Raw genomic sequence first — 12,518 nt, 5'->3', positions numbered from 1 at the left:
GCGAAAAGTTATTTTAAAAAATTTTGATGCAAAATAATATAAGGAGCCATCCAGGCCAGATCTTTCAGGCCTTCGCGCAATTGTTTTAATCCGGAAGAAATCTGATTTTTGACGGTTTGTTTGGATAATCCAAGTTCAGAAGCAATCTGATCTATAGACATATCCTGAAATTTATACATTAATAAAACCTCTTTTCTTTTTTCAGGAAGTTTCTCTAATAAGGAATAAAGCAGATCCATAACTTCAGGATCAATCGACGTAAAATTGTCGATAATGTAATCTTCGAATTTATCTTCTAAAATCGTCTTATCAAAACGATTATTCTGATAATGTCTGAAAACCTGGTTTTTTACCGCACGAAACAAATAAGGTTCAATTGCATTTATGTTCAGCTCTTCTCTTCTCTCCCACAAATCAATAAAAACATCCTGAACTATGTTCTGCGCCAAGTCTTTATCCTGAGTCATTGTATACGAAAAAGCATTTAACTTTTTCCAGTATTCGGTATACGTTTTCTCAAAAATTTCAGGGTTATTCATAGCAAAATTTACGGTTCATTTATAGTGTAAAATAATAAAATGTTATACCAATGCTTTTTGCCTGAAGGTTAAGTTTAAATTAAATAAAGGATTCTTTTGCTGTAGTAATACTACTTTTTTGTCTGAGAAATGATAATCTGTTTGCGATTTCTTTTTTTTAAACTAACACAAAAACCAGATTCCGATTTTAATTTAGTAATTCCAAAAAGCGGCAGTATTCTCAGCTCTTCTTCCCTTTCCCTTTTTCAATTATTACAAACTTCAATTTCAAATCATGAAACAAATTCTGTTTACATTATTTCTTGCGGGCACTATACATTGCAGCGCGCAGCTACAAGACGACAACCTAAAACTTAATCAGATACAGGTAATTGGTTCACACAATAGTTACCGACATGCCATCGAAACAGATTTATACAATTTAATTCAGGCAAAAGACACGACGCGTTCTTTAAAAGGATTGCAATACACGCATATTTCCCTTACTGACCAGCTAAACAAAGGCTTGCGAAATCTTGAAATTGATATTCAGGGCGATCCTAAAGGTGGGAAATTTGCACATCCAAAAGGTTTGGATCTCGCAAAATCACAAGAGGCTTATGATCCAGATGGAGAAATGAAAAAACCGGGTTTTAAGGTTTTCCATATGATTGATATTGATTTCAGGACTTCCTGCTACACACTTCAAGGCTGTCTTGCAGAGCTAAAAAAATGGTCTGATGCCAACCCTGATCATATTCCGGTTTTTATCACTTTAGAACCAAAAGATGATGATAGTTTCTTAGGGACGAAAGCGGAGAAATTTACCCCTGAATTATTCGACGCTTTGGATAAAGAACTTCGTAAAGGTCTGGGGAATAAACTAATCACGCCGGATATGGTGAGAGGAAAATACAATACGCTTGAAGAAGCTGTTTTAAAAGGCAATTGGCCAACACTAAAAAAAGCCAAAGGAAAATTTTTCTTTCTGTTAGACAACAACGGCGCAAAAAGAGATTTGTACGCATTAAATCATCCGTCCCTAAAAGGACGCGCCGTTTTTATAAACGCAGAACCTGGAAAACCGGAAGCGGCAGCAATGTTCAGAAATAACGCTGAGGATCCTGAAATTGCCGATTTGGTGAAAAAGGGATATATCATTCGTACCAGAGCTGATTCTGATACTAAAGAAGCAAGAGCAAACGACTACTCGCATTTTGAAGCAGCCAAAAAATCCGGCGCGCAAATCATTACAACCGATTATTATCTGCCAAGTACTTTTTTTAACTCGCCTTATCAGGTCAAATATGATGACGGGAGTTATGTGAGAGTGAATCCGGTTAAATAGTTTTTTTGTTTCAGGTTTGAGGTTTCAGGTTTTGTGGCAACGTGAAACTTGAAACTTGAAACTTGAAACCTGAAACCTGAAACCTGAAACTTGAAACTTGAAACTTGAAACCTGAAACCTGATTTTTTTAAATGGTTTGTTTCACGCAGATTTGGCAGATTGAGCAGATTTTTTTTATTCTTATTTGTTTTATTTATATTAATATGCCTTATATAGGATGGATTAAAATCCATCCCTACAAAATGGATAGAGCCTATGTCTCTTTTTTGAAATTATGTTTGTAAAGTTCCGGAGGGTACGGTATTAATTCGTTGATATATGAAGTACCTATTTTGTGTCCGTATTAGTGTGGTGTTGCTTCGTTCCTCGCAATGACACAAAATAAGAATAAAAATCTGCTCAATCTGCCAAATCTGCGTGAAAAAAACTTCCCGAACTTTGCGTAAAATCCTAGCGCTCTTTGCGGTTAAAATTACTTCAGACTTTTAACCACCCCTGTTTTCAAATCAACCGTAAAATGATCCGCTGGAACTTCATGCATAAATTTACTAAAGATGGTAAAAAACAAACGCATTTGATTTTTTAAAGGTGCCTTACTTTCTTTGTTATTCTCAAGAAACAATTGGTACAGCACCTTATATTGCTGAACTCTCTTCTCTCCTACATCTGCTAAAGCCAGTTCGTCGGCGCTTCTGAAACGGTAAAAATCTACGAGTAAATCATAACCGTTCCATTTTTTAAAATCTTCTTTTTTCAGATTGTTTTCTGCTAAAATTTTAATTGCTTTTTGCTCCGCAGCAGCCCATTCTGTTTTGAAATTCTCTTTGCTTTTGAGAATTGCATCAAAATCTTTATCCGACTGGATATTCGCCAAAACCAATAAATCTTCTCCGGAAATATTCAGAATAAAATCCTTAATAGCCACAGGCCAGTCATCTGACAAGAAACGCAGGCGGACTAATTCTTTTAAATGAAAATCGGTAAAATCATGATAATTCTTCGTTTTTAGAATATCAATATTCCAGATGTCTTTGGTTTGTTTGCTTTGAAGAAACTGATATTCTGTTCTATACAAATCAAAAAGCTCATCATACCGCTTAACCTTATCAATTGTAATAGTTTGTATATCGACCAGATTATCTTTTTTGATGGTCAGTAATTTGTAAGCCGGAATATACGCCGCCAGAGAAGGCGTCTGAATATTGACCAGTGTGTTTCCTTTTGATGAAGTCCTAATTCCGGTGTCGTTGATGTGCATGTGACCGCCAAAATGGATTTTTAATCCCGCATCTGCAAAAGTCTGCGCCACTTCTTCAACCGGAACACGATTTAACTGCCATTTATTCGGGCCAAGTAATTCCTTTATTTCCGCGGAAGCGTCATCATTAAAATCAATCATCGGGAAATGGCTGAACGCAACTAAAGTTTTGCCTTGCTTTTTTGCTTCAAGCGAAATTTCTTCTACCCATTTGATAAGGTGCTTTTTATTCGAAAGTACATTATTGTGGCCTGTACTTGCTTCTGCATAATTTTTCGGGTCTTTTGGGTCTGAAGTTGCATTTTTCTTCGGAATATAAACATTGCCATCAATTGCCATTAACCAGAGCCCTTCAACCGGTTCCACCACATAACTTACATCGGGAACTTCATAACCCGGTGCAACCTCATACACCCTGTTGGATAATAAGGCTGCCTGTTCTGCTTTTGCATAGGTATAGTCCAGACTATTATACGCAGCAAACGGCGTTGACCAGAATTTATATTTTTTGTCCGGATAAAATCCGAAATCCTTCAGGTTGTCGGTAATGCCCAAATACCCCATTTTAGCAATATCAGCCGTAATTACAACCGGCTGTTCGAATTCTAAATTGGGTTTGTACATGCCTTCTTTGCTGTAAATGGGCTGACTTTTTCCTTCGTTTCCCAAAAAATCTTCTTTTCCTGATTCCTGTGCAAACGGCCCGACCGGATCATGGTTTCCGGTGGTGATAAAAAATTCGATTCCGTATTTTTTTTGATATTCATCCAGTATTTTTTCCAGTCCGCGAACGTGGATTGGCTGTCCGTCGTCAGTGTAGTCGCCCGGAAGTGCAACGAATTTTATTTTTCGTCTGGCGATATCATCCAAAGCGGCAATAAAGGCAAAATAATTTTCATTGAAAATTCTCGTAGAATGCAGCTGCGAGGCCATCGTTCTGACCAATGTGTATTTTCCGGTTTTCGGATTCAGGATTCCGCGATAATCGGTATCAGAAAATTTCCCGAACAAATCCTGTAAATGTACGTCTGACAGAAAAGCAATCTGGACATTTTCAAGTTTTGGTTGTTTTTGGGCGGTAATTATATTGAGAAAAAAGAAAAAAAGAAGGGATAAGAATCTATTTTTAGAAGAGGAAAACTGAATCATAAATAACAATTTTGCAAATGCCAGATTTATAAAATGACTTATAAGTTTATAATCTGCAATTTTAATTATTAAAATTCAAAGTGATTTTATGCAATTGTTACCGAATAATAATCTTTTGGAAATTGATTATTTATTGATAGAGATTATGAGGTTAAGGATTTCTTCTGTATTTAAAATATAATCCGGTGTCATATTTTTTATGGCGTTACTGGGCATAAACGGCATATCGGCAGAATCGGGATCCTGAACAATGATAGTACCTCCCGCCTTCTGAATAAATTTTAAACCTTCTGTCCCGTCACTGTTGGAACCGGATAATAAAATCCCAACCAAAGTGTCTCCGTAAACTTCTGCAGCCGATTCAAATGAAACATCGATACTGGGTCTGCTGTAATTTATTTTTTCAGAAGTATCGAGAGAAAATGTATCGTCTTTTTCAAATAACAAATGATAGTTTGATGGTGCTACATAGACAAAGCCGGGCAATAAACGTTCCTTGTCCTCAATTGCTTTTACCTGTATGGTAGTCTTCATTTTAATTAGTTCCTCAAGGGTCAGATCATCAGTACCTCTGCGGTGGAGCACAATTACGAGTGCAAAAGAATTTAAATAATGAAGGTCCGGAAGAATTTGCAGCAGAGCGTTTAAGCTCCCGGCAGATCCTCCTATAATTACCACTTTGCAGTCTGATATTATTTTACTTTCCTCCATATTTTTTCTTTCTCTAACTGCTTGTATTTAGTTGTCGATATAGAATATTTTATTGTTTCTTTTGTTCCTAATGCCAGAAATCCTAAAAGGGATAAGCTTTCATCAAACAAATTGATTACTCTTTTTTGCAGGTTGTTATCAAAGTAAATCAAAACATTCCTGCATAGTATAAAATCAAATTCATTGAATGAATTGTCTGAAACCAGATTATGCTGCGAAAAAACCATTTTCTCAGACAGTTCTTCATTAAACTTGGCAATGCCATAGTTGGCAATGTAATAATGGGAAAAATCTTCCTGTCCGCCGGAATCACGGTAATTTTCTGAGTACTCTTTCATCATGCGTAAAGGAAAAATTCCCTTTTTGGCAGTTTCCAGAACTTTAGAATTGATGTCTGTCGCATAAATAATGGCTTTATGCAAAAGTCCCGCTTCTTTAAGCATTATGGCCATAGAATATACTTCTTCGCCGGTTGAACATCCTGCATGCCATAATCTTATAAAAGGTTTTGTTGCCAGTTGGGGCAGAATTTCTGTACGAACAATTTTGTAAAAAGAGGGATCGCGAAACATTTCTGTCACGTTTACCGTTATTTCGTCAATCATTCGTTTATAATATTCGGGATCGTACTTTACTTTTGATAAAAACTCATAAAAATTTGAAAATCCGTCTAATTGATATACTCTGTTTACACGCCTCTTTAGGGATGCTCTGGAATAATTTCCAAAGTCAAAACCATAATACTCATAAATATCATTTATAAGCGTTTCTAACTCAATATCTTCAATCATAATATATTCAAATTTTAGATAAAGCTTCCAGTAATTTATCTACATCAATAGGCTTCGATATATAATCATCTGCACCGGCTTCAAGGCATTTTTCTTTGTCCCCGACCATTGCCTGGGCTGTTACGGCAATAATCAGAGTATCCTCTCTTAAAGGTATTTTTTTTATTAGCGGAATAGCGTCATAACCATCCATTTCCGGCATCATCATGTCAATCAGTATGGCATCGATGATTTCGTCTGTCTGCAATAATTTCAACGCTTCTTCTGCACTTAAACAAGATAAACAATCATAGGATTTAGCACGCAATGTGTTTACCAGAGCAAAAATATTTCTTGGATCGTCGTCTATAATTAAGAGTCGTTTTTTACTCATGTCGCATTATTTTATTTTATCGTATAACCAAACTCTCAATAATGATAATAGCTGATCAATATCTACCGGCTTAGTGATATAATCCGAAGCACCGGCCTTGATACATTTTTCCCTGTCGCCTGTCATTGCTTTTGCCGTAACGGCTATTAATGGCAGTGAAAGGAATTTAGGATTTGTACGGATTTTTTCTGCCGTTTCATAACCATCCATATTTGGCATCATCATATCTAATAAAACTACATCGGTATCCGGATTTTCTTCTAATACCTTGATTGCTTCTTTACCGTCAAAAGCGGTGATAACATTCATTTTAAAGATTTCAAGCGCTTTTGTCAGCGAATATATATTTCGTACATCATCATCAACAATCAGCACTTTTTTATCCAGTAGGATATTGTTCAGTAAATTAAGCTTTTTATAACTTTCTTTTCTGTTGTCTCCGTTTTTATTCTCCTCAACCAGATGCAAAAATAAAGATACTTCATCGAGCATTCTTTGGTACGAATGGGCTGTTTTTACAATAATGGAATCTGCATATTTTTTAATTTTTACTTCTTCTTTTAATGATAAACTTTTCCCTGTAAATACAATTACCGGAAGATTTTCTAAGCCCGGATTCTTTTTGACCCCGTCTAAAATCTGATATGCCTGTTTGTCCGGAATTCCCATATCCAGGATTACACAATCGATTTCTTTTTTGTTCAGAGCCACAAGGCCGTCAGTAACTTCACTTTTAATTTCTGAATTAATATTGTGCGTTTCTAAGAAAAAAGATAATGCTTTTGCATGTTTCGGGTTGTCTTCTATAATTAAAACCTTTTGTGATTCTTTGGTAATGATGCGTTCTATTCTGGTAAAAACTTCCGGAATTTTGTCAAAAGCAGCCGGTTTATCAAGAAAATCAATAGCTCCTTTTAACAAACTTTCCTGTTTTAGTTTGTGCGATGACATAATGTGCACCGGAATATGTTTGGTCTGGATATTATTTTTTAATTCCTCCAAAACTTCCCATCCGCTTTTTATTGGCAACTCAATGTCCAGTAAAATTCCGATTGGCTTGTACATGATCGCAAAATTTAGCGCATAATCGCCACGAACGGCAATAATAGCTTTATAACCATTATTACGGCTAAAAGCCAGAAGTGATTTTGCAAAACTGATATCATCTTCAACAATCAGGATTACCTTGTCTCCTTCAAAAATCGTATCTCTGTCATCTTCTATTTCATCAGGGATAATTGCTGAAATATATTTGTTTTTGATTTCTTTTACTTCATTTGCTATCTCTTGTGTGATTTCAATCGGAGGGTTTTTCTCCACAACCACCTTTTTATTCAGCATTGCATAAACAGGCAGGCAGAGCGTAAACGTACTTCCTTTTCCTTCTATACTGTTAAGGATGATTTCTCCTCTTAATAATTTTGCCAGTTCCCTGCTGATTGATAATCCTAAACCTGTTCCTCCATATTTACGTTTTGTAGAACCGTCAGCTTGTTGGAAAGCTTCAAAAATCAACGGCTGTTTATCTAACGGGATTCCGATTCCGGTATCTTTTACAATGAAACAAATTATCTTATCATCGTCGTCGTTGACTTTTATTTCCAGGCTTACAGACCCTTTTTCAGTAAATTTTATCGCATTTGAAATCAGGTTTTTCAGGATTTGCTCTAATCTCATTTTGTCTGTTTTAATGACAATTGGAGCATCTTTGGAAATCACTTCAAACTTGATATTTTTTTGTTTTGCTACTTCAGAGAATAAATTAGACATTCCGTCCGTAATTTCGCTTGTTGAAACATCGATAAATTCCAATTCCATTTTTCCGGCCTCAATTTTAGATAAATCAAGGATTTCATCAATTAAACCAAGCAAACTGTTTCCTGAACTCTGAATTACTTTTGCAAATTCTATTTCTTCATTGTTCATGCTCTGACTGTTGTTTTCAGACAACAATCGGCTCAAAAGCAAAATAGAATTTAAAGGTGTTCTTAATTCGTGTGACATATTGGCCAAAAACTCTGACTTATAACGTGTTGTAAGTTCAAGAGCTTCCGATTTTTTCTGGATTTCGTTGTTTTTTTCTTCCAGTAAAACGCTGCGTTCAGAAAGTTCTTCATTGGTTTGTTCCAGTTCTTCCTGCTGTACCCTTAATTCTTCTTCAGATGCCTGCAGTTTCTCTGTTTGTGCTTCCAGTTCAGCATTAATGGCTTCCAGTTCCGTATGCTGCATTTTCAGCTCTTCCGATTGCGATTGCGTTTCTTCCAGCAACTCCATTACACGTTTACGGTTTTGGGTTGATTTTATGGAAATACCAATATTATTTCCTACAATTCTCAGGAATTCTAAATGAAGATCAGAGAATCCGTAAATACTTGCCAGTTCCAACGCGCCTTCTGCCCTGTTATCTATAAGCGGAACCGCCACAATATGGGTAGGTTTTATTTCTCCCAGTGCGTAATTGATTTGTATAAAATCTGTAGCTACTGATTTTAATTCTAATATTTTACCTGATACGATTGCCTGACCCAGCAAACCTTCACCTTTTATAATTACTTCCCTGTTCTTTGCCGGTATATAACTATATCCTGCAGTTGCATACAGTTCATCACCTTCGAGTATGTATATTACACCCGCACTGCTGTTGGTATAATTACATAAAAACTCGATAATATCTTTACACAGCTGATTCATGGATTTATCACCCAGCATGACATTATTAAGTTTGGCAATACCGGTTTGCAGCCATTCTTTTTCTGATAATAAACTAAAAGAAGTTTTAAGCGAAGAACTCATATTGTTTAATGATTCCCCGACACTGCCCAGTGCGTCTGTCTTGGTATCTTCGACCTTTATATCATAATTTCCGCTCGAAATATTAGACGCAATTGTACTGATTGCTTTTATTCTTTCGGCTGTTTCCCTATCTTTTTGTTCCAGCTCAAGCTGAAGTAATGTTCGCTCTTTAAAGTCTTTTAGAATCCTGATTAAAAACACAATCGAAATGACAAAAGCAATAACAAACGCTACAATGATCAGGATAATACTGTATGTTCCGTATTGTTCTGAAGTTTCATTTCTTTCTTTTAAAAGAGCCTGTTCGCTGTTTTCAATTCTTCTGAAATAATTTCGCAGTTCACTGGTCATTTTTCTTCCTTCAGTAAGATCAAATGACACATTGTTTTTGCCAAGACGTTTTTTTACAATCTGGTTGTTTAAATACTTAAAGAAATTAGATCGTAGCGGTTTTAATTCATTCACCAGTTTTTGCTGCGCCGGATTATCCATCGTGAGCTCATCCAGTACTTCAAAATAAGCATTTGACTGTGTTTCAGCTTCATTATATCCTTTGACCAGTTCTTCATCTCCTGTAAGCAGGTAACCCCGCATTTTGGTCTGCGCATCTGTAATAGATGAAGCACCCTGATTCAGGTTATAAATTACATCCTGGGTATGGTTGACCCAAAAATTACTTCTCAACAAATTTTTAATACTAATGTATGAGGCTGTAGAGCTGATCGTAAGGACCAATAGCGAAACCATCGAACTAACTAGTAAGTTTCTTCTAAAATTGCTTTTCATAGGTTTTAATCCGGTTGTTTAATTCTGATTTTCATATTTTAAAGGAAGGACAATAATAAAACTGGCGCCCTTGCCTACCTGACTTTTAGCGGTTATTAATCCGTTGTGTTTTTCTACAATTTTTTTGGCGATTGCCAGACCAATTCCGGTTCCTTCATAAGTCTGACGATCATTTAAGCTTTGGAATATAATAAAAATACGGTCAAGATAAATTTCATCAAAACCGATTCCGTTATCAGAAACTATAATCCGGCAGTATTTTCCGTCCGGCGAAACTTCTCCGTCAAAATCTTTGGTTTTTATTAGTTCTGAAGTAATTTCGACAATGGGTGGTTCTGCATTTCCTGAAAATTTAAGAGCATTTCCGATAAGGTTCTGAAATACCTGGCGCAACTGGCTCGGAATACTGTCTATTGTCGGAAGTCCTCCTGTTTTTACAATTGCATTTTTGCGTTCGATCAGGTAATCAAAATCCGAAAGCACTTCCTGTAAAACAACATTCAGGTCGGTTTTTTCGGGCTTGACATTGGCAGATAATCTGGAATAAGCAAGCAAGTCTGTAATCAGCGTTTGCATTCTCTCTGCAGATTTTACAGTACGGTCCACATAATCAATTGCCTTTTCGTTTTCTTTTAAATAAAGGTCTTTTATGATTTTTATGAAAATCTGAATTTTCCGTATGGGTTCATTCAAATCATGAGAAACTACCCAGGAAAATTGCTGTAACTCGTGATTTTTGAGTTCGAGTTCTTCATTTTTTAAAACAAGTTCTTTGGTTCTTTCCGCAATTTTGATTTCGAGATTGTCCTGAGCTTCTTTTCGAATTTTGATTTCTTTTGAAAGTAAGTCTTTCATCACTCTCAATTCGTTTTTCTGTTCGTAAATTTTAATGAAGGTTTTTACTTTCAGAATAAGTAAATCTGTATCTACCGGTTTTGTAACGTAATCTACTGCGCCGGTTTCGTATCCTTTAAAAATATATTTTTTTTCGACACTGATAGCCGATAAAAAAATCACGGGAATTTCTTTTGTCCTTTTATTTCCTGAAAGAATTTTGACTACTTCAAATCCATCCAAGCCAGGCATCTGAACATCCATAATGATCAGACAATAGTTTGTTTTTAAAATTTTCTTTAACGCCTCTTCACCAGACTCGGCCGTATCGACCTCTATATTATGCAGTTCAAGTGTTTTTTTTAAGGCAATTATATTAGCCCTAATATCGTCTACGATTAATATCATTCTATTGGGGTAAAACGTTATTGAAATAAATATTTGAAATAAAACTCAATTTTAAATGGATTTTTGTCTTAAAGCAATAAATTTTTTCTAAAAAACAGGTGACAAACTTTCAAATTTATAAAAAAAAAGGAGAAGACTTTTTTTATCCTAAAGCTAAATTGTTTCATAATTCCCATGTTTTGATATAATAATCTGTACCAGCAAGGATTAGTAATTGTTTTTAATGTCAACAAACCCTGCTTTTACTCATTAAAGTAGGGTTTTTCAATCAAAAAACAACAAAATCAATTTAAAATCTACTTAGAATCGATTTCTGAAAAGGAGAAAAAATGACATAAAATGCAATTTGAAGTTTGCTTTATTGTGTCAACCTTAATTTTATTGAAGTCAATATACCTGAAATCATATTCATACTTTTAGTGTTCTAAAAATCAAATCTAAATCCGGTTAACTATGAATATCACTGACATTGTTGGACTCTTTGCTGGTATATGTGTCACAATATCAGTCATTCCGCAAATTTATAAAGTATGGAAAACCAAAAAAGTACGGCAGATCTCGCTTTTGACATTTAGCGTCCTTACTTTCGGAATTGCTGTTTGGGTTGTATACGGGATTCTCAAAAACGATCTTCCCATTATTATCACAAACAGTGTTTCCTTATTTTTAAATTTAGTAATGGTCTATTTTATTATTTATTACGAAAAGGAAAACTGATAAAAATAAAAAAACAGCTTGTTTTAAGCTGTTTTTTTGGTCTTACAAGTTAAGGTGTATATCAGGCTGTCTTAGCTAACGTATTTTGAGTACTGTTGAGAATGTGATATTTCTCTTTGAAAAATCTTGGAAGATAATTTCTTCCTGCATGTCCGATGTTGTGTAAAACTTCAGATACATTGATATTTGAAATTCTTTTGATTTCATCTAATTGTCTGGTGGCCAAATCTAGGATTGGTGCAATCATCGTAACATAATTGTAACTGTGCTGCATAACCTCAATTTCTACGATACTCTGTAAAATGCTTTTTTTAAGAAGATTTTTGACAATACCTTTTTGGGTAATTCGTCCAAAATCGGCAATTTTTTCGGCAATCTGAGCGTTTTGTGATTTCACGTCAATATAATTTCCGGAAGGATTCATAAACATTTTAGTCATTTTGGCTATCATGTCAACATTGTCTTCAACCTGAACAGTAGCAGTAGGAACTCCGATCAATAAAAATTTGACAGGCTTGTTTCTTTCAAAATACAACACATTATTAATAGTGGTATTGTTGCTCATAATTCCTGACTGGTCTTTTTTAAGACTTGTAAGACTTCCGTTTGCCCCAAAGCTGTGTTTTAAATGTCCTTGCGAGCAGTAAGCAAAAAATATTGGCGCACAATGAAATGATTCAATACTAAAAGTAACCTCATCAGAAAAAACCAAATCAAATTGCATATATGACAGTTCTCCTATATGCTTAAAAGCCATATATTGATTCGGAATCTTAGTTTCAATTATACTGTTCATTCCTTCTCCGCCGGGAGACATAAAATGTATTTTATC

At 35.3% G+C, this 12,518-nt stretch carries 10 protein-coding genes; 2 read left to right on the top strand and 8 right to left on the bottom strand.

Features of this window, described 5'->3' with window-relative positions:
- Nucleotides 1–8 precede the first annotated feature (8 nt).
- Complete coding sequence (locus DCO46_RS09590) at nucleotides 9–539, bottom strand: RNA polymerase sigma-70 factor (protein WP_116752338.1); 531 nt, start codon at nucleotides 537–539, stop codon at nucleotides 9–11.
- 274 nt (nucleotides 540–813) lie between these two features.
- Between DCO46_RS09590 and DCO46_RS09585 the strand changes: the two genes are divergently transcribed.
- On the top strand, nucleotides 814–1,866 hold the full coding sequence (locus tag DCO46_RS09585) for a phosphatidylinositol-specific phospholipase C1-like protein (RefSeq protein ID WP_116752337.1): 1,053 nt from the start codon (nucleotides 814–816) through the stop codon (nucleotides 1,864–1,866).
- A gap of 472 nt (nucleotides 1,867–2,338) precedes the next feature.
- Here DCO46_RS09585 and DCO46_RS09575 read toward each other — a convergent pair whose 3' ends face one another.
- From DCO46_RS09575 to DCO46_RS09550, 6 genes are all read right to left on the bottom strand, one after another.
- Nucleotides 2,339–4,273 (bottom strand): metallophosphoesterase family protein, encoded by a 1,935-nt coding sequence (locus DCO46_RS09575; protein ID WP_116752335.1) that lies wholly within the window; start codon nucleotides 4,271–4,273, stop codon nucleotides 2,339–2,341.
- A 126-nt stretch (nucleotides 4,274–4,399) separates the two neighbouring features.
- Nucleotides 4,400–4,984 carry a chemotaxis protein CheB gene (locus DCO46_RS09570; RefSeq protein WP_116752334.1) on the bottom strand — a complete coding sequence of 195 codons (585 nt, stop codon included), beginning with the start codon at nucleotides 4,982–4,984 and terminating at the stop codon, nucleotides 4,400–4,402.
- Nucleotides 4,966–5,775: a CheR family methyltransferase gene (locus DCO46_RS09565; protein WP_116752333.1), complete on the bottom strand. Its 810-nt coding sequence runs from the start codon at nucleotides 5,773–5,775 to the stop codon at nucleotides 4,966–4,968. Before DCO46_RS09565 ends, DCO46_RS09570 begins: the two co-directional genes overlap by 19 nt.
- A gap of 7 nt (nucleotides 5,776–5,782) precedes the next feature.
- Nucleotides 5,783–6,148 carry a response regulator gene (locus DCO46_RS09560; RefSeq protein WP_116752332.1) on the bottom strand — a complete coding sequence of 122 codons (366 nt, stop codon included), beginning with the start codon at nucleotides 6,146–6,148 and terminating at the stop codon, nucleotides 5,783–5,785.
- Nucleotides 6,149–6,154: 6 nt separating this feature from the next.
- Nucleotides 6,155–9,727, bottom strand: a complete 3,573-nt coding sequence (locus tag DCO46_RS09555; protein ID WP_116752331.1) for a response regulator — start codon at nucleotides 9,725–9,727, stop codon at nucleotides 6,155–6,157.
- 18 nt (nucleotides 9,728–9,745) lie between these two features.
- The gene (locus DCO46_RS09550) at nucleotides 9,746–10,969 is read right to left on the bottom strand and encodes a response regulator (RefSeq protein WP_116752330.1); all 1,224 of its coding nucleotides are present in this window, start codon (nucleotides 10,967–10,969) and stop codon (nucleotides 9,746–9,748) included.
- Between the two features lie 453 nt (nucleotides 10,970–11,422).
- Here DCO46_RS09550 and DCO46_RS09545 point away from each other — a divergent pair, with 453 nt between their 5' ends.
- A complete protein-coding gene (locus DCO46_RS09545) occupies nucleotides 11,423–11,686 on the top strand; it encodes a SemiSWEET family sugar transporter (protein WP_116752329.1) in 264 nt (87 codons plus the stop codon).
- Nucleotides 11,687–11,747: 61 nt separating this feature from the next.
- Here the strand turns inward: DCO46_RS09545 and DCO46_RS23220 are convergent.
- A partial coding sequence (locus DCO46_RS23220) for a hypothetical protein (RefSeq protein ID WP_243416285.1) occupies nucleotides 11,748–12,518 on the bottom strand: 771 nt, incomplete at its 5' end.

Origin of the sequence: Flavobacterium sp. HTF (assembly GCF_003105115.1) — a bacterium.
In the GTDB taxonomy this organism is placed as follows: domain Bacteria; phylum Bacteroidota; class Bacteroidia; order Flavobacteriales; family Flavobacteriaceae; genus Flavobacterium.
Note: the sequence above shows the minus strand (reverse complement) of the source record. Positions and strands in the feature narration are given on the sequence as shown.

Bases quoted from the DNA above. Each gene is read 5' to 3' on its own strand.
- DCO46_RS09590 (WP_116752338.1), bottom strand. From the start codon at position 539: ATGAATAACCCTGAAATTTTTGAGAAAACGTATACCGAATACTGGAAA.
- DCO46_RS09585 (WP_116752337.1), top strand. From the start codon at position 814: ATGAAACAAATTCTGTTTACATTATTTCTTGCGGGCACTATACATTGC.
- DCO46_RS09575 (WP_116752335.1), bottom strand. From the start codon at position 4,273: ATGATTCAGTTTTCCTCTTCTAAAAATAGATTCTTATCCCTTCTTTTT.
- DCO46_RS09570 (WP_116752334.1), bottom strand. From the start codon at position 4,984: ATGGAGGAAAGTAAAATAATATCAGACTGCAAAGTGGTAATTATAGGA.
- DCO46_RS09565 (WP_116752333.1), bottom strand. From the start codon at position 5,775: ATGATTGAAGATATTGAGTTAGAAACGCTTATAAATGATATTTATGAG.
- DCO46_RS09560 (WP_116752332.1), bottom strand. From the start codon at position 6,148: ATGAGTAAAAAACGACTCTTAATTATAGACGACGATCCAAGAAATATT.
- DCO46_RS09555 (WP_116752331.1), bottom strand. From the start codon at position 9,727: ATGAAAAGCAATTTTAGAAGAAACTTACTAGTTAGTTCGATGGTTTCG.
- DCO46_RS09550 (WP_116752330.1), bottom strand. From the start codon at position 10,969: ATGATATTAATCGTAGACGATATTAGGGCTAATATAATTGCCTTAAAA.
- DCO46_RS09545 (WP_116752329.1), top strand. From the start codon at position 11,423: ATGAATATCACTGACATTGTTGGACTCTTTGCTGGTATATGTGTCACA.